The organism is Dictyobacter halimunensis, from assembly GCF_036245075.1.
Map to the genome: position 1 here is coordinate 4,613,878 of NZ_BSRI01000002.1, position 23,725 is coordinate 4,637,602.

Sequence of the window (23,725 nt, forward strand, 5' to 3'; positions counted from 1 at the left end):
ATTCGAGCCTCCGATGCACCAACAAATAAAACGCAGCAGGCATCCGCATGCAGATGCCTGCGCGGGGCGCTCATGCGCCCCGGAAAAAAGCGTGTCTGACACTCCCTTAGGTGCCAGGAAGCGAGATTGGCTGAAGTGAGGTGTTTTCCCAGCCGTTGGTACAAGTAAAAAAGTCCTGGCGAGAAACTCCTAACTGAGTGAATAGATCATCCATGACTGCCTGGGCAGGATACAGGGCCGGATTAATGGGGTGTTCGTAGCCGGGTACACCGTTCCAGCTTGTGTCACCTTTTGAATTGCCTGGCGTATGGATGATATACAGATTGCCCACATAGCTCCCTGAAGGAGGTGGGGAAGCCCAATAGGCATACGCTGGTGCGCCTACATCGGTTTCCTGATATTCAACAAAGAGGACAGGTTTCGTCGCCGGGTAGTTCCTCCACTCGCTGACGACGTAGCTTTGAGGAATCAGCGTCCGGTAGAAGCCAATTTTCGTCTGGTTGTGGATTTTTTCTACCAGTTGTTGTTGATCTGATGGCAGCCAGGTCCAGATCGTTTGAGCCAGGCGCGCCACAATGGAAAGGAGGAGCCCATCTTGTAATATCCTCTCCGTTTGCCTCCCATTTAAGTTTACGAGAGATTGATACACACTGATAATATTGGCCTGAATGCCTGCTGAGTTTGGCGGCGCGGGTTGATTAGAGGTAGCAGCCCCGGACGCGAGTGCCCCAAACAGATCTGACCCCACGAGCAAGGCCATCTGCCCTATTCTTCCCTCAGGTATAACACTTGCTACACCCAGGGCGTCACCCATAATTGTCAGCAAGATGTCAGACCAGGAGTTATCGGATGGAGGGGTCGAGGAAATATCTTGTAGTTTGCTGACGACATCGTTCAAATCTCCTGTTTGCTCTATTTGCAAGGCGTTGAGGAGGGTACCCGTTCGCTGATACAATGTCTGCACCTGGCCGGCTGCCTGTAGTTCTCGCGCCAGGATAGATTTTGTTGCGTCCCAGTCCTCCTGCGTATAATTGGGAGCATTTGGCGGCCTCTGAAGATCATTAAGTTTACCAGGCGAGAGGGAATCCTGGAGACTTAGATTGACATAGCGCGCGCGAATATTTCCCTGACTTGCGGAGTCCAGCTGGCTGCTGATGTATTCGTAAGCTGCCTGTTGCGCAGGTGTAAATTGGGGGAAAGGAGTTATTGGCAGTGTTAGCAGTTGTTGCAGGCTCTCCGGTGTGATCCATCTGGCCCCCACGACTGTAGCCAGGTGTGCGCCTGGCCCCAGGTCGCCAGAGTTCCCACTACCCTCATCCAATCCCCAATATGCAGCTAACCCGGAGACGTTTTCTGTCGGGGGATAAAGCATATCCGCCTGGATCTTCTGGGCTGTGCGTGCTTCTTGCCACAGCGCAATATTACGCAAGTTGCCACTGAAAAAGCGCTCTCCACCGGCTCCTCGTGCTCCGATCGCCCACGCTCCCTGCACCGCGACCGCTCCGGTGGAGTCTGTATTCCTGGCTACTTCCTGCCCATTACGATAGAGTATCCACTGAGTGCCATCATAGACACCGCTGAGGTGAACCCAGCGCCCCAGGTCGGAGAGGGGCATGGGGAAAACGGCTACATGGTCTGCGCCGTTCCAGGAGCCCACCTGGTACTGCCCATTGGCGATCCGTAGAAAGACTTCTCCCGCGGGATTGAGCGCATAGCCGTGCGCGATGATATTGCGTATGCCGTCGTTGGCGGCTGGCTTCAGCCATGCCTGCAGCGTGATCGGGCCGGTGAACTGCAGATCGCTGGGATTTCCAGTATCAGTGCTGGAACTCCTAAGATCAACGAACGCGCCTGTCCCATCGAAGTTGAGTGATACATCGTAGTTCAGGCTGGTGACAAAGGTAGGCCACACCGTGGGGACCTCGGACCAGGTGAATACGATACGTTGTTGCTTCAGCGGGCTTCCCGCTGGTAATTGCACACGCAGCACAAGGTCAGGAAGGTTGCTATTCGCGCGATTGAGCCGAGCCGTAAAGAAGTGCCCCGGCAGCACTGCCAGCTGGTAGGGACCCGCAACCTGCGCGCCAGCGGTTGTTGCCTGAGCCGCCCTGCGACCTTGAATGCTGAAGAGTGTACAGGTAAATGTGTTAGAGTCTCCTGCTGGGATTACTTGTTGTATTGCGAACGTGCCATCTGGTAGCGTAGGGTCGGGTTGAAGACGATAAGAGACCTCGTAGTGTGGGGCCTGAAACAGTACTGGCATATTCATGAGAGAAGTATTGTAGTGCCATCCAGTGATACCAATGGCTGCGCGTGCGAGCAGCTCGGCCTGCCCATCGCCATCGATATCGGCCGCCTGTATGGTTGAGTAGTATTGCGGGTTACTCCAACCGCCTGTATCATTCAGCCCGAGGGTATCGCTTTGCAAGTTGTTCCACGTGCTCGTTGCGAGATTAAATGCATAAGCAAGTAATCCTCCGCTCCCGCGTACAAGCAGCTCGGCCTGCCCATCAGCGTTGATATCGGCCAGTCGGAAGGTTCTGTAGTATTGTGGTAGGCCCCAACCAGCGCTATCGGTCATCCCGAGATCTCCCGCGTTCAGGTCATACCAATACTTATGCGTGACATCAAAGGCATAGGTGAATAGTCCAAAGGGCCCCCGGAAGATCAGCTCATCTCGCCCATCGGCATTGATATCGGCCAATTGGAACGTTTCATAGTATTGTGGCTGATTCCATCCATTAGCATCTTCTGTTCCTGGAATGGGGGCATCGAGATCTTGCCATTTGTTATTGGAGAGATTAAAGGCGAAGGTGCGCAGACCCGCCGCGCTGCGCACAAGCAACTCGGCCTGCCCATCTCCGTTAATATCGGCCAGTCGGAAGGTTCTGTAGTATTGTGGCTGGTTCCATCCCCCAGCATCGGTCAGGCCGAGAGCACCAGCATTTAAGTCATACCAATACTTACGCGTAACATCAAAGGCGTAGGTGAATAGTCCAAAGGGCCCCCGGAAAATCAGTTCATCTCGCCCATCGGCGTTGATATCGGCCAATTGGAACGTTTCATAGTACTGTGGCTGGTTCCATCCGTTGGCATCTTCTGTTCCTGGAATGGGGGCATTGAGGTCCTGCCATTGTTTGTTTGTTCGATTAAAAGCGAAGGTGCGCAGACCCGCCGCGCCACGCACAAGGAGCTCAGCCTGCCCATCGCCGTCAATATCGGCGACCCGCAGTGTTCTATAATATTGTGGCTGATTCCATCCCCCAGTGTCAGTGAGCCCGAGCGTACCAGCCTGTAAGTCCTGCCATTGCCTGCTTGCAGGATTGTACGCATATGTGCGCAAGCCGGCGCTGCCACGAATCATAAGCTCTACTTGCCCATCTCCATTGATATCGGCCAGCCGCAACGTCTCATAGTACTGTGGCTGATTCCAACCAGCCGCATCGCTTAGCCCAAGGTTACCAGCTTGCACGTCTTGCCACTGGCTCCCCATAGAAGTAGGCATAATGAGATTCCTTTCATAGCAAAATAGAAGAACATCAAACTTTACAACCATCAAATAACGCCGCAAGAACTGGTAATAAATGCCATATGCATGTTTTTTCAGCTAATCAGCCGATCAAATTTGCAATGAGGAGTACTACCGTATTGTTGCAGAAATTGATCCCCTTAAATTAAGAGGATACATGATACGACCTGGATTATCAATAAATTTGACATGAAATTTTTGGGTTTACGAGTATAAAGATTCTTTGGGGTAGTAGCAAATACTATGGAGAGTGAGCAGCTTTTTGGTTGGCATGAGGAGGGAAAGAGCTGGGCCTGCCCTTCCATGCGTGAGCATGTCCAGCTCTTTCGGGAGCGTGTTTTAGCGCGCTACGAGGCCGCGCCATCCTCCAAAGCGATCTGGATCGAAGGTGCTCAGATCCAGGTCGAAGGGGGTGACGTGCCGCTGTATCTGTTCGGCTATGATGTGCCCGACTAACGGCCCTGCTAAGATCCCGTCTCTGTACAGGCCACCGGCGAGCCACAGCCCATCGGTGCTCTTGCTCGGCCCGATGAGGGGCAGGTCATCGCGTGAACCCGGGCGTATGCCCGCCCAGGAGCGTTCGAAGCGCGCGGACCCCAGAGCAGGAGTGAGCTTCTGCACCGTTCCCGTCAGGCTCGCGATTCCTTCCACGGTGACCGCTTTGTCGAATATCCCGCGCTCTATGGTCGACCCCACGCAGATCGAGCCATCGGCCTTGGGGACGATGCAGCCCATGCCGGAATAATAAATGGTGTGGCGCAGGTGCTGGTGGGGTAAAGGGCTCAGGGCCATCATCTGCCCCTTCACAGGGAAAACAGGAGCTTGATCTGGCTGAGAATGCCATGCGGATGTCCATGCTCCCGCGGCGAGCACCACCGCTGCGGCTGCTATAGGTCCCTGATCCGTTTCTATCCCCACGACCTTATTTTCACGCACAATCATCTTCCCAACCGTTCTCCCCTCGAAGATGCGCGCTCCATGCCTGCTTGCGGCTTGCGCAAAGGCCTGCGTCAGCTTTGGGGACTGCACGTTGTGTTCCCGTGGTGAAATAAGCGCGCCCTGTACCCGGTCTGATAGGAGCGGCTCCGCCTTTAGAGCCTCTTCACGATCCAGCCACCGCAGGCCTGGCAGCACATCTTTATAGATATTCTCTACCTTCTGCCATTTCGTGGCTGCCTCATCATCAAAGGCCAAACGCAGTGTCGGAGTGTGCGAATATCCGATGTGGGTATCCGAGAATTGCTGTATTTCTTGCTCTACCTGCTCATGAAACTGCAAAGCTGTAAGGTAGAACCGCTCAAGTGGTTGAGCGGGATCAGTATTTTCTCCTCCCAGAGGGGCCAGCATACCCGCAGCTGCCCGCGAGGCCTCTTCCGCCACAGACCCCTTATCAAGCAAGGCCACGGCTATCCCGGCCCTGGCCAGATAGTATGCAGTTGCACAGCCTACAATCCCCGCGCCAACAATGGCAACATCATATTTCTCACTTGCCATGTCTTCCTCCTTTTATACTCGCTTGACGCAGCGTCGAAAATACAGGTGGCATCTACGCTTCCAACTCGATCATTGATTAGTCGTGGTACTGCTAGATAACACTATTAGCGATCCACCAGCCACAGGAGATGGTTATGGCGTTGGTGTTGGAAGTAGTGTTGAAATGTTTGTACCATCTTTCACTTTTGAGCAAATGTAGCTGCCCACCAAATTTAGCAAGCCGCTATCTCGCACGATATAATGCAACGAGGCTCCCTTGCTTTGTATATCGCCTTCACATAACTCGTTGCCTTGAGGTGCTTCACTCATATGATAGAGCATTTTGCTTTGTGAACTAACAACTTCATCACAGGCATGGTTAGCGGCTATTCCTGATAGCGTAACATTGGCGGCGGCTCCGCTCACGCCAATTGTACAGGTAGTGGATATGGGAAGTATGAGATCACCATATGCTAAATATGAGTATGCACAATAGCAGATGATAAGTATTGCACATGCGCTACCAAAGATGAGCACTTTGTTTGGAGGTCTATACACGTTCTAAACCCTTCCTCTTAGAATCTTTGATTTCTCTTGCACGTAATTTACAGACAATACTGTGTAACAATCTGTCCATAGGTCGATTGGCCATCATCGCCGAGTAAGAGGCACCGTCCATGCAGATACTCTGCTTCCGGCTGACCGCAAGAAACATGCATCCCACTTGAGGCCGGACTGCTATCATTACATGACATCGAATCGGTTTCTACTTGTTGCCATGCGCTTCTGGCTTCATTTCCGTTTGCGTATACCCATAATCCAAAGTGCCATGTGTCTGCACACTGTTGTGGAGATTCAAAGGGACAGCCGCCCCATTGGACGGAACTGCGGGCATATACGTTGATGAAGTAATTATCATGCGACCAATCCCATATGGTGTCATTGGTCGATTCTATAAACATATGCTGGTCTTGCTCTTGCATGTGTTTCACAATATCCATGGCCGTATAATCATTGTTTGGTGCAGGTATAACCGCCGTGGTGGGAGTGGCAGACGTGACCGCCGTGGTGGGAGTGGCAGATGTAACTGGAGTAGGCGTGTTTTTCACATGGTTAAGGGCCGTTGCTGTTGGATGTATTTTCTGCTGTGGAATTGCTGCCACATTTTGGTGAGAGGCAACAGGTGGCAGGATAAAGAAGAGAGCGGTCGCTCCAACTATACATCCAATCAAAAACATGCAAACTTCAGATAAATAACGTCGATGAAGAGGCACTCTCTTTGTGTGGCCTGGAGCGGATGGGTGAACCGCGATAGCATACGGATTACTATAATAATGCTCCTCGTTTTCTGGCAAACCTTCATAGGGATCAGGTGCTACAGATAAAGTAGGATCAAGCTTTGGATATTGGGTCTCATTCTCCTGGTTATGGTTATCCATACTTTGCTATTCTCTTTCTAAAAAGCGTAATATCCTGCACTCAATCAATTGGGGCTATTTCCGCATCCAGCTGTATTGTTCATGACATAACCACGCCAGTACCAGGGATTTCTACCAGACATATAGCCAGTATTGGATTGCTCGAAAATGAAGACGGTGGCATTCGGCTCTGTTTGTAGCGTTCCCGGTGTATTTGGTTCTTGTGTTGTTCCAACGATATACATCGTACGAGCGTTGTGTATCACAATCCAGGGAGGCAATCCTTGTGAATTATAGTTGTTATTGCAGGTATAGCCTTTTTGTGCTGCCGTAATGACGGGATATTGAATGAGAAAACCTAGACTACCACTAACCAGTTGATCATGTGTATCTTTCCAATTTCCAGAACCTCCATCAGTATATAGGGCAAGGGCTTGAAAATTATTGGTATCAGTTGCTTTACTGATGGTATCGTACTGTTTCGCAGACATCGCTTCTGCGAACCCCTTGATATAAGTGTCAAAATCAGGCGATTGCGTTGCTTGTACAGCATCTAGTGTAGGTGTTGGTGCCATCATCGTCACAGGCGCTGTAGGAGTAGAAGAAATAGCTGTGCTTTTCTCCTGGCTTAAAACTGTCGCAGTTGAAGGTATGTTCTGTTGCCGGGCTGCCATTGTATTTGGGTGTGCATTAACTGGCGGTAATAATGGCCTGATAATATAAAGGATAGTAGCCCCAATCATGCATCCGATTAAGAATGCGCAAAAGCCCGAAAAATAACGATTATTCAGGTATGTTTTTCTGGCGTTCCGACTGGGAGGAGGTGGAGGAATTGGAATAACATGCAGGTTATCATAATAATCCTCTCCTTTTTCTGTTGCATCTTTAACTAATGGACCTGCATTGGAGTCAGATGCCGCTGCTAATGTCGGGTCGAGCTTTGGATGGCTTACTGCTTCTTTTTGATTATAAACATCCATGGTCAATCATTCTCTTTCCTAAAGAATGTAGTAAAACGAGCACTTTTGTATCCATAATACTTATAAATTGAATAGCTAATTAATAATACACCAGGGGAAATTATACATCTTGCAACATTGCAAAACAACTATGACGCCATATTTCTCAAGAAGACTTTCCAGGTGAATCGCCCCAGGGTAAAGCAGATGATTGCTAATCCCAAACGTAATCGAAGCAAATCAATTTAAGATCCTCTCGTCTAAGCTGAATGCGCTTGCCGCTGTCCTGTTTCTTCTCAGGGTTGCTTTGTTGATGATGGGGGCGAAGTGGCTGACGACCTTCGCGCGCTCTTTGACCTCGGTGCCGCTATCCATGCGGCGGATGGTCGGCTCTCCAGCGCTGGTGCGCCAGTTCTTACCCTCCTCATCCTGAGCGCACAGATTGCGGTAGAGGTAGCGCGCCGTGTCCTTGTAGTAGGTGAAGATGAGCACCTTGCGCCCATTGAGTTCGCCGGCCAGCAGCTCTTTGAGCTGGGCCAGCTTGGCGTCGCTCTCGCGAGTCTAAGCACAACAAAATATTACTTATATGGATTTTATCGATACCAAAATTAAAAGAGGCTAATATTGTTTTTATGGTGGGAAAAGCCCAACATGCAATTGGCGTTATTGTCAAGCATAGGTGTCCGACTTGCCCCAACCTACCTTCAATTTAATCATTATTGTTATTATTTATAATAAATTTAACATAATGTTGAATTTGTGTAAAAATTCACTTAATATAACCGGGTTAGTATTCCCTTTGTACTCCTGCCTCCATATACTGATATATGTTGAATAAGCCAGACATGTATTTATATATGCAGGTATGTGGTTTTTGTGCATCTATACACAAATCACTGCAATGGATCATACCTCTGCCATCCGGGCTTCATCGACCTGCCGCTACTATATTAGCAGCAAGACGAGCACGCATTTTGTGCTTGCGATGCCAGGATGAAGAGGAATTGAGCCACTGTGACGTGAAACGCAACTGTCGTTTTCATAGCAGGAAAGTTATGTATATGCAAAAACAGATAAGGGGTTGGTCGCATCTGCTCAATGTGGTACACGGACACCGCAGAGTAACGGCCATCACCGCTATTCTTCTAGTCGCTCTGGCTGCGGTACCTTCAACTATCTTTGCCGCTCAGCAGGGCTCTCCCTCAAACGTGCCGGGGACACACGATGGTCGCACGCAATTGATCAATAATTGGACCGTGACACCGGCAGGGCGGCAGACCGATCTGGGTGATCTGCCGTTGAACTCTGTGCTTTCCCCTGATGGTCGCTATCTGCTGGTTTCCAATAGCGGCGCTGGCGTCCAATCACTGCAAGTCATTGAGACAAAAAGCAATACAGTTATCCAGAGCATTCCTTATGATGTCCCTCATAGTGTCTTTGTCGGTCTGGCCTATAGTCAGGATGGCAAAAAGGTGTATGCCTCGGGCGGTGGTGAGGATGTCATTCATACGTTTGATGCCGCCGCGTCTGGTAAACTGACCGCTACCGGCGATATCAGCATTGGTACGAAACAGAGTAATCCCTTTCCAACCGGGTTAAGCGTGAGCCGGGACGGCACAAAGCTGTATGTGGCCAACAACCTTGCCAATACGGTCGCCGTGGTTGATACGCAGACCCGCCAGGTAACGCAATCCATCAAGATTGGATCGTATCCCTATACCACACTGATGAGCAAAGATGGCAAGACCATCTATGCCTCAAACTGGGGCGATGCGACAATCTCAATCATCAATGCCGCCACCAATGCGGTTACCGCTACTGTTCCGGTGGGACAGCACCCCACTGCTATGGCGCTTTCTCCTGATGGCACACGTCTGTATGTTACAGATGCCAATAGTGATGCCGTTTCTGTCGTTAATACAGACGACGCGAAAGAGGCCGAGCGCATTTCTGTCTCTCCTTATAAGGGTGCGCCTCTGAGTAGTAGTCCGCAGGGACTGGCAATCAGCCCCAATGGACAATTTTTGTATGTCGTTGATGCCGGTAACAACGAGGTGGCCGTAATTGAGCGGCACGGGGACAGGCATAGCGTTATCGGTCGCATTCCGACGGCCTGGTATCCTACCTCGGTGAGCTTCAATCCGACAAGCAATATGCTCTTAGTAACCAATGGCAAAGGCCTGGGTGCCGGACCCAACGATAAGCCGGGTACCGATCCCAATCCTACACGTCGCAATGCTCCTGTTGTCAACGGGGTTACAGGCTACAATGATGGATACTGTAACTGCAGCTTCGACCAGTATTCTGGCAGCATGATTGTTGGCACACTCTCCAGTATTGCACTTCCCGGTCGTGGTCAGCTGGCGGTATATACGGACCAGGTTGCGCGCAACGATCGTGAGCAGGGCAATAATGAGGCTGAGAATGAAGCCAATGGCAACAACCCTATCCCACTGCATGGTCAGAAATCACCGATCAAGCATGTCATTTATATCATTAAAGAGAATCGCACCTACGACCAGGTCTTTGGCGATATGCCGTCTGGCAATGGTGATCCCAACCTGACGCTGTTCCCAAAGAACAATACACCCAATCTGCATGCCCTGGCCAATCGTTTTGGTCTGCTCGACAATTTCTATGCTGATGCAGAGGTCAGTGCCGATGGGCATAACTGGGCGACCTCCGCCAATGCCACTGACTATAATGAGAAGATGTGGCCGCAGAACTATTCGCCCGGTCCTGGCCGCAATCGTCCTTACGATTTTGAGGGTGATAGCAAGATCAACCTGTCGCCGGGAGGCTATCTCTGGGATTCTGCTGCCCAGGCGGGCATTAGTTACCGCGACTACGGTGAGTTTTATAAGTTCAGTTCGGCGGCCCCTCATCTGATCCCGGCCGATCAGGCAAGCTCATGCCCTGGACCGATCGCCCACTCCTATACCGGTGTAACTATCCCGGCAGGCCAGGTACTCTGCTTCCCCGCGGGCTCGGTGAACCCGCAGACGACCCCGAACCTGGTGGGCCACTTTGATCCCAAATACAGAACGTTCGATAGCAACTATCGCGAGTCCGATCGTGTCGCCGAATGGCAGCGCGAGTTTAACCAGTTTGTCTCTAACGACAATCTGCCACAGTTAGAGTTTCTGCGCCTGCCCAATGATCACACTCAGGGCACCACGCCTGGAAAGCTCACGCCGCAGGCCGCGGTGGCTGAGAATGATAACGCCGTGGGACAGGTCATCGATACTCTCAGCCATAGCAAATACTGGGGTTCAACGGCCGTCTTTGTTACCGAAGACGATGCCCAGAACGGACCCGACCACGTAGATGCGCATCGTACCGAGTCGCTGGCCATCAGCCCCTATACGTCGCGCACGCAATCTGCAACCGATCATACGCTCTATGATACGGCCGCGATGGTTCGCACCATGGAGCTGATCCTTGGCCTGCATCCGTTGAGCCAGTATGATGCTAACGCCGTACCCATGTGGCGTTCATTTACCAATAAGCCAAACCTGGCGCCCTATACGGCGCTCCCCGAATCCATCCCGGTCACCCAGACGAATAGCACGACCGCCTATGGAGCTCAGGACTCGGCCAAGATGAACTTCGCCCAGGAGGACGAAATCCCCATGGATCAGTTAAATCAGATCCTGTGGCACTCGGTCAAGGGGGCGAATGCGCCCTATCCAACCCTCTCCAATTCATTGGGGAGCAATAATGTCCCGGCAGCCTCGCGTGATAGTGATGGCTAAAACCCCTTCTCTACACTGAATTTCAGAGATAGTATCAGGAGAGCAGCCAGGGAACGGAGATGTCACATCCGTTCCCTGGCTGCTGTTTTTCCTGACCTTCATTCAAGGTTAGCTGTCTACAGGTTCGAGTCATTGATCAACTGGATCAGTTCCTCATGAATATGGCTATTGCTATAGATGAAGAGTGGCTTGCTCGTATTGTGCGTGATGGTCGTGATCTTATTGTCAGCAGGTGAGGGGTATATAAACGGCTCTGCTGCCAGTCCCCTTAAAGCCAGGACAATAGTTCACTTAGATTGTCAATGATGAGTTGTGGCCTGATATGACCCCTGGCAAAGCATTCCATAGCCGGGTACTCGTCCTCACCAATGCGCTGTGCTAAAGATGCCGCGAGACCTTCTTTCTTGAAGAGGTCCATTTGACGCTGGTTATATTCAGCCACGGAAATGCCCTCGTTCGCCTCCATATGCGCCTGAATTTCAGCATAGTTTTGGGGCTTCCAGACGGCAAAGATGCCAAGCTGTTGTGAACCGGCAACATCAGCAATCAGGGAGTCTCCGACCATCATTGTCGTCTTCACGTCGGCGTTGCAGGCGTTCAGCGCGTGTAAGAAGATGTCAGGATTGGGTTTACGGATGTGCAGATCAGCTGAAATGGCCATCTTGCCATAATCGAGATAGGTAAGTAACCCCATGCGCTGAAGATCTTCCCGAAACGGTACACCGCCCCAATAGCGGTTTGTAACGATACCCATCTGGAAGCCACGCGTCTGTAGTTTTTGTAATGTAGATATGGTATCCGCAAATAAGCGACGCGATCGCGCGATATTTACCTGTAACGCATCAAAAATAGCCTGTCCTAATGCCGGATCGGCGTTCTGCCAGCCTGAAGCATGTAAAACCTGCTGAACCATGGTAGATCCGAGAGGCTCAATGTAGGGATCTTTTTCAATCTCAATCTTAAACTGTTTCAACAGCATGTCTCGCAGCAATCTGCCCGCCTCGCTGTCATTTTCGCTTAGCAGGGGACTGGATTGCTGAGTCTGCCGAAGTATATCGATGGCCCGTTGATTCGCCTCTCTTTCCAGCTGACTTAGATCGCGTTCATCGCGATACCAGAGCGTGTGGCCCAGGTCAAAGAGTAAGCATTGGAACGTGCGATCAATGGTTATGCTATTTTGTCCCACGAACATTTCCTCCACATTTAGGGTTTAGTATTTTTCCCTTCACCTTGCCCGCGTAGCGGGCGAACAACCCACAAACGGAGTTTAGCAAAGTACTGGTATTGACAACCCAAGCATAGAACAGAGCATTTAACTGCAGGTTATATCGAGATTAAATTAGTATAAATTTGTTACAATTAACATATGTTACAAATAAACTCTGTACTCTAATTACACCGACAATGACAGATTTCGGTTGACCCAGACAGACGAATCACACCGGATTTTGAGCTCCCACGGACCCGCTTATCTTTCGTTTCCATATATATATCTTCCTGTAAGAATGGCTTAGAAGTGATGATTTTCATCACGGTCAAGCAGGAAATTTTTATCTCGCATGACGGTTTTTTACAGAGAATATGGCGAGAAAGCCCCGTCCATTCATGGCTGATTCTTACCTTAATCACCCTGGATGGCAGAGCTCGGAAAGTTGCGGATGATCTCTCTTTCCCCAACGGTATGGTGATAACGCCTGATAACGCAACACTGATTGTCTCAGAATCCTTCACGGGTCGGCTTCTTGCATTTGATATCGCCTCAGATGGCAGTCTCTCCAATCCGCATGTCCCTCGTCTGGTTCATCTTCTGCCTGTTTGAAGTGTTTGGTGAGATTGCGGGCCCGTGTTTCATAGTGTTCGCGCAGGTGCTGGACTACTTCCTGCGAGACTTCATCGGGATCAGGCGAGAAACTCGGCAAGCGGGAAAGAGTGATGATTACGGGATGGGACCAGATAGTTCTGCCGGTGAGCTGTGAACAGGACCGAGTTAATGCCTGCGTGATGGGAGCGCGGTGCGACGGAGAGGATCTGATCGGGATAGTGGCCGTCCATCGCGAGCCGAACGCGATTGAAGATTGCAATCGTCGGCTGGAAGATGTCGCTGCGCAGGATGACGGCCATGTCATTCTGCTCCAGTCGGACCGGACCAAAGCCAGGAGGTGCTGGTCACTCGGGAACGTCTTGGCCTCCTGGACTGCATATACCTTCTGTTTTTGTTTCTGAGACGTTGCCAGGTCAATCGGCATATAATCCGGGTAGTGTGTTCCAGCCTTGAAAAAAAGATTTTTCTAAACTGGGGATATAGTGCTGGAAATAAGGAAGTCCCCAGGCTACCAGGATGTCTACTCCCGTGGAAACAGTAGGTGGAAATTGCTGTTCGAGATTCTGTAGAACGGACTCCAAATGTTGCTGCGCCTCCTGCAAAGCCTTCGCATTCGCCGGGACGTTTAATGTCGAGCGATGATATGGTTGTGGAGAGGATGGACCACAACTGGAATCGTATCAGAGCCACTGCCGCTTAAACCTGAACTATTAACATTGACGATGCGAGTACTGGGGACGATATACTGTTCTTGCGGTAAAGGTTGGCCGTCCGCGAAAGCAACCTGCTGGGGCTTTTTAGCAAGATTGTCGATGAACTCATAGAAGACGCCGGCAGATGCCAGGGCCACGCTGAGGGTGCGTCCCGTCCCTACAAGAAACTCTCGTCGACTCAATTCCTGGCAGGGTTCTTCCGCGGATATGTTTTCGTCACTTTTTTGCATACAATGACCTTGCTACCTGGTAATGGGATCCTTCTCTTTCATCTGCGAATCTCTAGCACAATTGGGATGGAGTGAGGATAGAACTGCTATTCATTTTTATCCCTCTTACTGACGTTGGCTGCTGTTTGGCCAAAGAAGTAGCCCAGGAGGACAAGAAAGCCATCATTGAGGATCTGTGGTGTTACCACATGGGTAAAGGTTGTGACTATCAAACAAATGACAATAATAAAGAGTAATAAGGCTCCTAGAATCGTTGAGATAGACTCTTTTGCCAGCAAAGATTGCCGTATTGCCCATTGCTCTTTGAAAACTTCTCTCTCTGCCATTTTCTTATCGATGTCGTCTTGTGCTTTTTTCCTTTCCTGCTCCAACTGTAGGATAATTTCTTGTGATTTGGAGTTAGAATCAATCAACATTGAAATTTGATTTTTTAATTCATCTTGCGTTTCATCCCTGGCATTAGAAACTATTTTTACAAGCTGATTTTCAGAGGATTTAGTTCTTAGATGATCCATTACAATTGCCTTAAGCCTGAGGAGGATTACACGAATCTCAGTATTCCCAATGGGAGGAGTTGTATCGCTATTAAGCCTGATCAATAAATCCAGTGTTTCTGATCTTTTTTCAAGCTCTTCAAAAGATTGTCCTCCCAGGCTATCCTCATTAAGACCCAATTTCGCTAAAACTTTATAAAATGGGTGCAACATAGCTGCGGATAGTGCTTTTCTTCCGCCATCGCTTGATTTGTTTATTGTGGTAATGATATCCATTACATCACCTACATATACTTTATCTATTGAATCATACATTTGCTTTTTACCTATCCTCCTATTTGTATCATGGTATAAACCCATACTTAATTAAAATGTATCGACTCCCTTTTTTTAAAAGATTAATTTTTCCAAGATCTTATATGATATATGTTACCTTTTTGATGGAAAAATATATCGTAAACCTGCCCGACCAGCCTCTCAAAGAGTAAAAATTTTGGTAGTCAATTGGCAGCAATCTGTACCGATTACAACAGATTTTAGCCGATCCAGACAGACGAATCACGGCGGATTTTGCGCTCCCACAGATCCGCTTACCTTACGCCCGACCATGCCAACATGCTATAATGGGGTACATTTCGTGAGTGGGAGGGAACTTGTATGCAGTCCGAACAACCCCTCAAGGTTCTGATCCTTGCGGCTGAGATTGAGCCGTTCGTCAAGGTGGGAGGCATGGCGGAGATCGTGGGCGCCCTGCCCAAGGCCCTGCAGGCCCTGGGACATGATGTGCGTCTGATCATGCCACGCTACCGCCAGGTTGATGAGCAGCATTTTCAGCTATCGACAATCCTTGATTCGATCTCGGTGCCCATGGGCAACTTTAAGATCTCCGCCAGCGTGCGGGAGGCGGAGATCGGCAATCATATCCCTGTTTATATGATTGACGCCCCCCGGTACTTTGATCGTGAAAATATTTACGGCTATACAGATGATGGTGAGCGATTTATTTTATTCTGCCGGGCCGCCCTGGAGGCGGTTCGCTCTTTAGACTGGTCGCCCGATATTGTCCATTGTAACGATTGGCATACTGGCATTGTGCCAAACTGGCTCCATACCATCTATCGCTCTGATGACTTTTTTGAGCATACCGCTTCGGTCTATACGATCCATAATCTGGCGTATCAGGGGATCTTTGGTTATCGGCTGCTTGAGGTGGCGGGCGTGGCTGCCAACGGTTTTGTCTATCCTCAGATCGCGGAACTGGCGAATGTGGTCGATATCATGGGGCGTGGCATCCTCTTCGCCGACGCGGTGACGACGGTGAGCGAGCGTTACGCGCAGGAGATCCTGACGCCGACCTTTGGTGAGAAGCTGGACCATATGCTGCGCTCGCGCCGCGATCGATTGTTCGGCATCCTCAACGGCGTGGATTATCAGGAGAATAATCCAACCAACAATACCTTTATCCATGCGCCGTACGATGCTGATTCTCTGGAGAAGCGGTCCGAGAACAAGGCGGTCCTGCAGGAGCAGGCGCACCTGCCGGTCAGGCCGGATGTGCCCTTGCTGGCCATGATCTCGCGCCTGGCCGATCAGAAGGGCTTCGACCTGCTGGCGCAGATCATCCATCCCTTGCTGGCTCAGGGGGTGCAGTTCGTCCTGCTGGGCGTCGGCGACCAGCACTACCATGAGATGTTCCAGAAGTTGGCCGCCAGCTATCCCGACCAGGTCGCGATCTTCCTGACCTTTAATACCGAGCTGGCGCAGCGCATCTACGCGGGCAGTGATATGCTGCTGATGCCCTCGCGCTTCGAGCCCTGCGGCACCAACCAGATGTACGCCATGCGCTACGGCTGCGTGCCCATCGTGCGTCACGTCGGCGGTCTGGCCGACACTGTGCAGGAGTACAATCCGCATGGCAGCGGGGGCAATGGCTTCGTCTTCCAAAACTACGACGCCTGGGAGTTCTTCGCCGCCATCGTACGCGCCCTCGCCCTCTATCCCTTCAAAGACATCTGGCGCACCCTGCAGATGCGCGGCATGGCCGCCGACCACTCCTGGCATGCCTCCGCCCTGCGCTACGTAGAAGTCTACCGCAACGCCCTCGAATACCACAAAACCGGCAAATAAAACTCACGATGCGATGAGCTCCCGCGACGCCATGTGTCGCGGGAGCTCATCGCATCACGAGCCTTCTGGCTTTTGATGTGATGGTTGCGCGCTGCCAGTATCTTTGAGAAAACAGACCGCTAGGATGGCCAGCAGGCAGAAGACGAAGATGGCCAGGAAGCCATGCTGCAGAGCCAGGGTAAGCGTGGTCTTTGTTTTCTGACCTGAACTGGCGAGCGATTGGCTGAAGACTATCCCGACGATGGCTACTCCCAGCACCGAGCCAAGCTGCCCGAGGTAGCGCACGACGGCGCTGCCCACACCTAGCTGGTTCTGCGGCAGGATATTCTGAACGGCCAGGTAGAGCACGGAGAAGATCGAGCCGATGCCCAGCCCCGCCATCAGCATAAAGATGATCGCCGTCCAGAGGGTTGTCGCGGGTGTCATCCTCATCAGGAAGAAGACGCCAAGGGTCATGAGTAGCGTTCCTGCCAGAACGATGGCCTGGTAGCGTTTGCGGATCGCGATCAGCCAGCCGGCCAGGGTTGCTCCAATCGTGATGGAGATGAGGAAAGGTGAGAGGCTGACGCCCGAGTCGGTGGCCGATATGCCCAGTACTTCTTGTAAGAAGAGAGGTAGATAGATCGACAGGCCGAGCAGGATCATGTAGACCAGCAGGGACAGCAGGGTATCGGCCGCGAAGATGGCGTTGCGGAAGAGACGCAGGGGAAGGATCGGTTCGCTCGCGTGGCCTTCAACCCATAAGAAGAAGAGCAGGCCGATGATCGCTGTCGCCAGTATGCCGGCTACTTGTGGCGAGGTCCAGGCATAGGTGCGATCGCTCCCCCAGCTCAGTCCCAGCAGCAGACATGTCGTAGCTACTCCACACAGGAGCGCGCCGCTGACATCGATGTTGCGCAGGACCGACCGCCCGTTCGATTGCAGACTGCGCTCGGAGATATCAGCGGGCAAGATGATGAGTAGCGTGGTGATGGCGATGAGGCCGAGCGGTATGTTCAGGTAAAAAATCCAGCGCCAGCGCGTGCCCTCGGTGACCAGCGAGGCCAGCAAGGGACCGTGATCAGTGACCAAGCCACCCAGTCCAGGACCCAGTAAGTTGGCAAGCGCGTAGACGATATTGACGCTGGCCTGCCATTTCGCACGCTCCTGTGCCGGAAAGATGTCGCCAATTAATGTCGCTACCAAGGTGATGCCGATGCCGGACCCCAATCCCTGCAGCGCGCGAAAGGCGATCAGCTGATCCATATCCTGAGCGGCTCCGCACAAGAGAGATCCCAGCAGAAAAACGCCGGCCCCTCCCAGCAGAAACCATTTGCGCCCAAACTGATCCGAAAATTTCCCGGCGATCGGAATGGTAATGGTCGATGTGAGCAGGTAGGCCGTTGCCACCCAGCTATAGCGATCCGTCCCCTGAAACTGGCGAATGATCTGTGGCAGCGCCGGACCAACCATCGTATTATCGAGCGCCTCCAGAAAGAGGGTAGCGAGCAGGGCCACAAGAACGCCAGATAATACCAGCCCATGCAAGCGGCGCCCTTGTCCTACAGTAGATGTCATGACCTTCATAGCGATTGGATCCCTCCTGTATATGCCCATGTAACTGCTGCGCATACAAGCAATCTATATACTTCTGCTTTGTGTTTTTTTCGTTGAAATATTTCGAAATCGATTGCGATAAATTTTCGACATAATGAAAATAACACACGAAAAAACGGTTGTCAAGGACCGACCATAAGAAACGTCCATCGCAGGTTTGGACCTTGCGTCCCACTACCTTCAACTTTAGAGCAAGTAACAAGAAAAGAAACGAGAGTACGTGCGGGGCTTGCCCCCGCTTGTTTCCTCGTCGCTCGAAAAAGCAACCAACAGGATGCGGGGCATCACATGCAACTGTTCTTGATCGCCTTGAAGGTGCTTTTCCTTTTGGGAGTAAGCAAGCGGGGCAAGCCCCGCACGTACTGTGGCCCTTGCGCCCGATTTCCCTTCCACTGAAGAATTGACAATACCACGGCCACGGCGCTACACTTGATTAAACTTATCGAAATGGTTATCGAAAAAGCAGGTGAAAAATGACGCAACCTTCAGCCAAATCTCCCATGACGATGGCGCAGATTGCGGCCGCCACCGGTGTTTCGGTGGCGACGGTCTCGAAGGTGATCAATCAGCGCTCGGATGTGGCACCGGCGACCCGCGAACGTGTGGAGAAGGCGCTGGCGGAGCAGGGTTATATCCTCAATCGGGCCGCCCGCTCGTTGCGGCAGGGGCACAGCGGACAGATCGATTTTCTGGTCGGGCAAGAGCTGAACAGCTATTATGCCTTTGAGATTTTGCGTGGCGTTGAGGAGGCGTTACTGACCACTGATGTACGTGTGGTGCTGGCCTCAACCCATGCTCATCGGGAGCGGGAACAGCAATGGAGGCAGCGCCTCTCCGCAGGCGCGATCGACGGAGCGGTGCTGGTACTGGCCGATAAACGTTCCTTCTATCTGCAGGAATTGCATCGGCGTAGCATCCCTTCTGTCGTGGTGGATCCTTTCGGCGAACTGGGGCCGCAGGATCTTTCGGTGAGCGCGACAAACTGGGCCGGGGGAAAGCTGGCAACCGAGTATCTGCTCTCGCTGGGACACCGCCGCATAGCTGCGTTGATGGGCGAGCCTGCTCATCCCTGTACCCAGGATCGGCTGGCGGGCTATCGCCATGCCCTGCAGATGGCGGACGTCCCCGTGGACCCTTCCCTGACGCGTTTCGCCGATTTTCATGTTGAACAGGCCCACCAGGAGATGGCGCAGCTGCTAGCACTGCCGGAACTGCCAACCGCCGTCTTTGTCGGCAACGATGAGCAATGTATGGGGGTATACAGGGCGCTGGCCGAACGCGGCCTCACCGTTCCTCACGACATGAGCGTACTGGGGTTTGACGACATGCCCTACGCGCAATGGATGACGCCAGCCTTGACCACCATCCACCAGCCCCTGCTGGAAATGGGCCGCGTAGCCACCAAAATGGTACTACGCCTCATCGCCGATGAACCGGTCGAAACCGTTCGCGTTGAACTGGCGACCCCCCTGGTCGCCCGCCTATCCTGCGCCCCCCGCCGAAGGCGTAAGGGATTCAGGATTCTCCCCGCCGGGTGAATAGGGATGTCCCCGCAACCCGGCGCGACCACGCTCCCCCAACCCGACCACGCCCCCGTAGGGTCGACCTTCAACGGTCGACCGGGCCGCCAGCGCCAGCGACGGCGGCCCCGTACCCCCACAACAACGCCCCACACACGAACCCAAACGAACGCGCCCCCTCCATAACGTTTCTTGTTTAGCGAACACCCATAAACAGAGAAGAACTTACGGCAATTCTGCCGTATATGCTATACTTGGAAGAAAGAAAGACCCCTCGAAGTTGCGCGGCGGATAACAATGTTGTATATCCGCCATATGTCATTGCAATGAGGCAGGCAGAGCGAGAATACCATGCCCGGTACAGCACCACATTACAGACGTTGGTATTCAACTGATAGAGAGATGGAGTAAGAAAGCAATGACCATTCAGGAAAGAAAGGCGATCCCAGTACCCCAGGTAGAGGCGAGAACCCCCGTTCCCCGGCAAAATTTGCGCGTTCCCGGTCCCACTCCCGTCCCTCCCGATGTATTGGAAGCCCAGGCCGCCCCTATGATCAATCACCGTGGCCCCGAGTTCTCGGCTATCATGAAGCGGGTGACGCCACGCTTAGAATATTTCTTCCAGACCCGTTCGCGCGTCCTTACTTATCCGGCCTCCGGTACGGGCGGTCAGGAGTGCGCCGTCGTTAACGTCTTCTCGCCCGGCGACCACGTGGTATCTATCATCATCGGTAACTTTGGCACGCGGCTGGCGAAGATCGCGGAGGCCTACGGTGTCAAGGTGTCGCGCATCGAGTTCGCCTGGGGCGAGGTCGCCGATCCCGCCGTGGTCGAGGCGCGTCTGAAAGAGCTGGCTCCCTACAAGGGCGTGATGATGACGCACAACGAGACCTCGACCGGCGTCACCAATGATATTCAGACGCTGGCCGCGCTGGTGCGCCGCCTGAGCCCCGATGCCCTGGTGGTTGTTGACGCGGTGAGCTCGTTGAGCAGCCTGCCGCTGGAGATGGACCCCTGGGACCTGGATGTTGTGTTTACCGGTTCGCAGAAGGGATGGATGATCCCTCCCGGCATTATGATGATCGCGGCCAGCGAGCGCGCCTGGCAGGCCCATAAGACCTCGAAGATGCCCCGCTTCTACTGGGATTGGAGCTCGACGTTGAAGTCGCTGGAGAGCACCTGGCAGCATCCGTCGACTCCTCCGGTCTCGCTCTTCTATGCGCTGGATGTGGCGCTGGAGAAGATGCTGGACGAGGGGCGCGAGGCCATCTTCGCGCGTCACGTGAAGGCCGGCGATTATGTACGTGGGCGGGCGCAGGCCATGGGACTCGAACTGCTGGCCAAGGATGAGCGCTACGCCTCCAATACCGTAACAGCTATCAGGGCGCCCGAGGGCATCGAGACCAAGGCGCTGCTCAAGAAGTTGCACGACCAGGATCAGATTGTGCTGGCCGATGGACAGGATCATATGAAAGGCAAGATGTTCCGTATTGGTCACCTGGGCTACTTCACGGACGCTGATCTGCAGCAGGCCATGGATGCGGTCGAAAGGCATCTCAAGGAGCTGGGCTACCGGGCGTAGATCACGCCAGACCCGGCAACAAGCAAGAGGAGAAGAGAGCAATGGCTGAAGATGTCACCCATCCTGAAAATATCAAGGTACTGATTACGGATCGCATCGCGCGCGAAGGCGTCAACTTCCTGCGCGAGCAGCTGCCCGAGGCCCAGGTCGATGAGCGGCCCGGACTGAGTCCCGATCAGCTGAAGGCGATCATCGACGAGTATAGCGCTCTGGTGGTGCGCAGCGAGACGCAGGTCACCGACGAGGTTCTGTCGGCCGGCACGCGCCTGAAGATCGTCGGCCGCGCCGGCGTGGGCGTCGATAACATCGATACCAACTCCGCCACGCGCCACGGCATCATCGTCGTCAATTCGCCGACCGGCAACATCATGGCGGCGGCTGAGCACACCATCGCCATGCTGATGGCGCTGGCCCGCCACGTGCCGGCGGCCGACGCCAGCATGAAGGCCAACAAGTGGGAGAAGAGCCGCTTCCTGGGCATCGAGGTGCGCAACAAGACGCTGGGCGTCATCGGACTGGGCAAGGTCGGTATGGCCGTGGCCCGGCGCGCCCAGGGCCTGGAGATGAATATCATCGCCTTCGATCCCTTTGTCTCGCCCGAGCAGGCGCGCAAGTCTAACGTAAGCATGATGAGCCTGGAAGAGGTGCTGCGCCAGGCGGACTTCGTGACCCTGCATACCTCGTTGACCAGCGGCCCCAGTGGGACGCGTGGTCTGATCGGCGAGCCCGAGCTGCGCATGATGAAGCCGGGCGCGCGCTTGATCAACTGCGCGCGCGGTGGACTGATCGACGAGGAGGCGCTACTAAAGGTGCTGGATGAAAAGCATATCGCCGGGGCGGCGCTGGACGTCTTCAGTCAGGAGCCGATCCGCGACAACGCCTTGCTACAGCGGCTGGTGGCGCACGAACAGATCATCGCCACCCCGCACCTGGGCGCCTCCACCGAAGAGGCACAGGTCGGCGTCGCCACCGATGTCGCCGAGCAGATCGTCTCGGTGCTGCGCGGCGGCTTCCCACGCGCGGCCGTCAACGCCCCGCTGATCCTGCCTGAGACCCTGAAGATCCTGCAGCCTTATATGACGCTGATCGAGAAGATGGGACGCCTGTACACGCAGCTGCAGCCTGAGCCGCTGCGCAAGATCGAGCTGACCTATAGCGGCGAGATCGCCAGCTACGATCTGCGTCCGCTGCAGGCCGCGCTGGTCAAGGGACTGCTCGAATCGGTCTCGGAGGCGCACGTCAACATGATCAACGCGCAGGTGCTGGCCAAAGAGTGGGGCATCGAGATCGTCGAGCAGAAATCGACTACCCCGGCCGAGTTCGCCAACCAGGTCACGCTACGCGTGGTCAGCGATGGTCGCGCCGGTGGCGAGAACAATCCTGAAAACTTCGTCAACGTGCTCAGCGGCACCGTCATGCACGACGAGCCACGCATCGTTCAGGTCGGCCCCTACTGGACCGAGTTCGCGCCGGAGGGTCCCATCCTCTTCTGCCGCAACATCGACCAGCCGGGTATGATCGGCATCGTCGGCACCGTACTAGGCAAGGCCAGCGTCAATATCCGCCACATGGATGTGGGACCTAGCGTACGCCGTGCCCGCGCCTACGACGCCAAACGTCCCGCCGACTCCGCCCTCATGGTCATCCTCGTCGACAACCCCATCCCCGAATGGGCCCTCGACGAAATCAGCCAGGCCGGCAATATCTTCGGGGTCAAGATGGTCAATTTATAAACGCACCACGGCGTCCCATATACGAGAACGCCCCCCATCACACGTATATGTGTGATAGGGGGCGTCCATGCGGTGAAGCGGTAAGCGGGTCGAGAGTTATCTACGTAGGTTCGGCCCTTGTGGCCGATTATCGCCGGCCCCCGAACCGTCCAATATAGCCGGAACGTAATGTGTGCGATCCGCGAACCGTCAAGCGGCGCGGTAGCGGCGTCGACGACCGCCAAAGCCACCTGTGAGCAGGTGCCAGATGGCGATCAGGATGATGGCGCCGATCAGGGCGCGAATAATCGGGACGCCGAAGAGGTAGATGTCTCCTACACCGGAGATGGTGATGACGTTGGTCATCAACCACGCGCCGATGACTCCGACGATAATCGCGCCGATAATGCCGAACGGGACACGCCAGCCTACGATCATTTCCGCAACGACGCCGACGATGGCGGCAATAATGATGTACAGAATGACGTTCATACCAAAGGACCACACGTTATGACCGATTGTGATGGTTACCCCATCTGCAAGAACTAACATGGTACACTCCTTTGCATCTTTTTTTCGTTCTCGATAAGTCCGGAAACTAATGTATGTATGAAAATACCAGCAAGGCGATGAAATAGGATAAAACTAATGGTTATGCCATACACAGATATGCTCATCACTTTCTATACGTTCTAACCCTGCTATAAAGTTTCGAAAATGCTGTGTTCGCTCTGTAAGTCTGTAGAAATAGCTGAAATGGCTGAAAAGGACTATGGCTGACGTTGAATTTATGGG

General features: G+C 53.1%; 17 protein-coding genes and 1 pseudogene. 7 read left to right on the forward strand and 11 right to left on the reverse strand.

The window, feature by feature from the left end; translation table 11 throughout:
• Nucleotides 1-106: 106 nt before the first annotated feature.
• The 5 genes from AABA21_RS32975 to AABA21_RS32995 form a co-directional block, all read right to left on the reverse strand.
• Nucleotides 107-3,505 carry an FG-GAP-like repeat-containing protein gene (locus tag AABA21_RS32975; RefSeq protein WP_338256823.1) on the reverse strand — a complete coding sequence of 1,133 codons (3,399 nt, stop codon included), beginning with the start codon at nucleotides 3,503-3,505 and terminating at the stop codon, nucleotides 107-109.
• Nucleotides 3,506-3,868: 363 nt separating this feature from the next.
• Complete coding sequence (gene thiO / locus AABA21_RS32980; protein ID WP_338256826.1) at nucleotides 3,869-5,023, reverse strand: glycine oxidase ThiO; 1,155 nt, start codon at nucleotides 5,021-5,023, stop codon at nucleotides 3,869-3,871.
• A gap of 584 nt (nucleotides 5,024-5,607) precedes the next feature.
• Nucleotides 5,608-6,441, reverse strand: coding sequence for a hypothetical protein (locus tag AABA21_RS32985; protein ID WP_338256828.1), 834 nt, complete (start codon nucleotides 6,439-6,441; stop codon nucleotides 5,608-5,610).
• Nucleotides 6,442-6,485: 44 nt separating this feature from the next.
• The gene (locus AABA21_RS32990; protein ID WP_338256831.1) at nucleotides 6,486-7,400 is read right to left on the reverse strand and encodes a hypothetical protein; all 915 of its coding nucleotides are present in this window, start codon (nucleotides 7,398-7,400) and stop codon (nucleotides 6,486-6,488) included.
• A gap of 219 nt (nucleotides 7,401-7,619) precedes the next feature.
• A complete protein-coding gene (locus AABA21_RS32995) occupies nucleotides 7,620-7,871 on the reverse strand; it encodes a P-loop NTPase family protein (RefSeq protein ID WP_338256833.1) in 252 nt (83 codons plus the stop codon).
• Between the two features lie 569 nt (nucleotides 7,872-8,440).
• On the opposite strand from AABA21_RS32995, the gene AABA21_RS33000 reads away from it, so the two are divergent.
• Nucleotides 8,441-11,134 carry a beta-propeller fold lactonase family protein gene (locus AABA21_RS33000; RefSeq protein ID WP_338256836.1) on the forward strand — a complete coding sequence of 898 codons (2,694 nt, stop codon included), beginning with the start codon at nucleotides 8,441-8,443 and terminating at the stop codon, nucleotides 11,132-11,134.
• Nucleotides 11,135-11,402: 268 nt separating this feature from the next.
• Here AABA21_RS33000 and AABA21_RS33005 read toward each other — a convergent pair whose 3' ends face one another.
• On the reverse strand, nucleotides 11,403-12,320 hold the full coding sequence (locus tag AABA21_RS33005; RefSeq protein WP_338256839.1) for an HAD family hydrolase: 918 nt from the start codon (nucleotides 12,318-12,320) through the stop codon (nucleotides 11,403-11,405).
• A 429-nt stretch (nucleotides 12,321-12,749) separates the two neighbouring features.
• On the opposite strand from AABA21_RS33005, the pseudogene AABA21_RS39600 reads away from it, so the two are divergent.
• A pseudogene (locus AABA21_RS39600) lies at nucleotides 12,750-12,923 on the forward strand (SMP-30/gluconolactonase/LRE family protein); the annotation flags it as partial.
• Nucleotides 12,924-13,033: 110 nt separating this feature from the next.
• Here AABA21_RS39600 and AABA21_RS33015 read toward each other — a convergent pair.
• The 3 genes from AABA21_RS33015 to AABA21_RS33025 form a co-directional block, all read right to left on the reverse strand.
• Nucleotides 13,034-13,255 carry a hypothetical protein gene (locus tag AABA21_RS33015; RefSeq protein WP_338256843.1) on the reverse strand — a complete coding sequence of 74 codons (222 nt, stop codon included), beginning with the start codon at nucleotides 13,253-13,255 and terminating at the stop codon, nucleotides 13,034-13,036.
• Nucleotides 13,256-13,581: 326 nt separating this feature from the next.
• Nucleotides 13,582-13,899: a hypothetical protein gene (locus AABA21_RS33020; RefSeq protein ID WP_338256844.1), complete on the reverse strand. Its 318-nt coding sequence runs from the start codon at nucleotides 13,897-13,899 to the stop codon at nucleotides 13,582-13,584.
• Nucleotides 13,900-13,985: 86 nt separating this feature from the next.
• A complete protein-coding gene (locus AABA21_RS33025) occupies nucleotides 13,986-14,708 on the reverse strand; it encodes a hypothetical protein (protein WP_338256847.1) in 723 nt (240 codons plus the stop codon).
• 342 nt (nucleotides 14,709-15,050) lie between these two features.
• Between AABA21_RS33025 and AABA21_RS33030 the strand changes: the two genes are divergently transcribed.
• Nucleotides 15,051-16,520: a glycogen synthase gene (locus AABA21_RS33030; RefSeq protein ID WP_338256849.1), complete on the forward strand. Its 1,470-nt coding sequence runs from the start codon at nucleotides 15,051-15,053 to the stop codon at nucleotides 16,518-16,520.
• A 54-nt stretch (nucleotides 16,521-16,574) separates the two neighbouring features.
• Here AABA21_RS33030 and AABA21_RS33035 read toward each other — a convergent pair whose 3' ends face one another.
• Complete coding sequence (locus tag AABA21_RS33035) at nucleotides 16,575-18,086, reverse strand: MDR family MFS transporter (RefSeq protein WP_338256850.1); 1,512 nt, start codon at nucleotides 18,084-18,086, stop codon at nucleotides 16,575-16,577.
• A 503-nt stretch (nucleotides 18,087-18,589) separates the two neighbouring features.
• Between AABA21_RS33035 and AABA21_RS33040 the strand changes: the two genes are divergently transcribed.
• The 4 genes from AABA21_RS33040 (at nucleotide 18,590) to serA (ending at nucleotide 22,951) form a co-directional block, all read left to right on the forward strand.
• Nucleotides 18,590-19,654 carry a LacI family DNA-binding transcriptional regulator gene (locus AABA21_RS33040; protein WP_338256852.1) on the forward strand — a complete coding sequence of 355 codons (1,065 nt, stop codon included), beginning with the start codon at nucleotides 18,590-18,592 and terminating at the stop codon, nucleotides 19,652-19,654.
• Between the two features lie 6 nt (nucleotides 19,655-19,660).
• Nucleotides 19,661-19,822: a hypothetical protein gene (locus tag AABA21_RS33045; RefSeq protein WP_338256854.1), complete on the forward strand. Its 162-nt coding sequence runs from the start codon at nucleotides 19,661-19,663 to the stop codon at nucleotides 19,820-19,822.
• A gap of 232 nt (nucleotides 19,823-20,054) precedes the next feature.
• Nucleotides 20,055-21,218, forward strand: coding sequence for a pyridoxal-phosphate-dependent aminotransferase family protein (locus AABA21_RS33050; protein WP_338256856.1), 1,164 nt, complete (start codon nucleotides 20,055-20,057; stop codon nucleotides 21,216-21,218).
• Nucleotides 21,219-21,259: 41 nt separating this feature from the next.
• Complete coding sequence (gene serA / locus AABA21_RS33055; protein ID WP_338256858.1) at nucleotides 21,260-22,951, forward strand: phosphoglycerate dehydrogenase; 1,692 nt, start codon at nucleotides 21,260-21,262, stop codon at nucleotides 22,949-22,951.
• 189 nt (nucleotides 22,952-23,140) lie between these two features.
• On the opposite strand, the gene AABA21_RS33060 is transcribed toward serA, so the two are convergent.
• Nucleotides 23,141-23,482, reverse strand: a complete 342-nt coding sequence (locus AABA21_RS33060) for a hypothetical protein (protein ID WP_338256861.1) — start codon at nucleotides 23,480-23,482, stop codon at nucleotides 23,141-23,143.
• Nucleotides 23,483-23,725 lie beyond the last annotated feature (243 nt).

Coding starts and splice junctions, on each gene's coding strand:
- AABA21_RS32975 (WP_338256823.1), bottom strand. CDS start 3,505: ATGCCTACTTCTATGGGGAGCCAGTGGCAAGACGTGCAAGCTGGTAAC.
- thiO (WP_338256826.1), bottom strand. CDS start 5,023: ATGGCAAGTGAGAAATATGATGTTGCCATTGTTGGCGCGGGGATTGTA.
- AABA21_RS32985 (WP_338256828.1), bottom strand. CDS start 6,441: ATGGATAACCATAACCAGGAGAATGAGACCCAATATCCAAAGCTTGAT.
- AABA21_RS32990 (WP_338256831.1), bottom strand. CDS start 7,400: ATGGATGTTTATAATCAAAAAGAAGCAGTAAGCCATCCAAAGCTCGAC.
- AABA21_RS33000 (WP_338256836.1), top strand. CDS start 8,441: ATGCAAAAACAGATAAGGGGTTGGTCGCATCTGCTCAATGTGGTACAC.
- AABA21_RS33015 (WP_338256843.1), bottom strand. CDS start 13,255: ATGGCCGTCATCCTGCGCAGCGACATCTTCCAGCCGACGATTGCAATC.
- AABA21_RS33020 (WP_338256844.1), bottom strand. CDS start 13,899: ATGCAAAAAAGTGACGAAAACATATCCGCGGAAGAACCCTGCCAGGAA.
- AABA21_RS33025 (WP_338256847.1), bottom strand. CDS start 14,708: ATGTATGATTCAATAGATAAAGTATATGTAGGTGATGTAATGGATATC.
- AABA21_RS33030 (WP_338256849.1), top strand. CDS start 15,051: ATGCAGTCCGAACAACCCCTCAAGGTTCTGATCCTTGCGGCTGAGATT.
- AABA21_RS33035 (WP_338256850.1), bottom strand. CDS start 18,086: ATGAAGGTCATGACATCTACTGTAGGACAAGGGCGCCGCTTGCATGGG.
- AABA21_RS33040 (WP_338256852.1), top strand. CDS start 18,590: ATGACGCAACCTTCAGCCAAATCTCCCATGACGATGGCGCAGATTGCG.
- AABA21_RS33045 (WP_338256854.1), top strand. CDS start 19,661: ATGTCCCCGCAACCCGGCGCGACCACGCTCCCCCAACCCGACCACGCC.
- AABA21_RS33050 (WP_338256856.1), top strand. CDS start 20,055: ATGACCATTCAGGAAAGAAAGGCGATCCCAGTACCCCAGGTAGAGGCG.
- serA (WP_338256858.1), top strand. CDS start 21,260: ATGGCTGAAGATGTCACCCATCCTGAAAATATCAAGGTACTGATTACG.
- AABA21_RS33060 (WP_338256861.1), bottom strand. CDS start 23,482: ATGTTAGTTCTTGCAGATGGGGTAACCATCACAATCGGTCATAACGTG.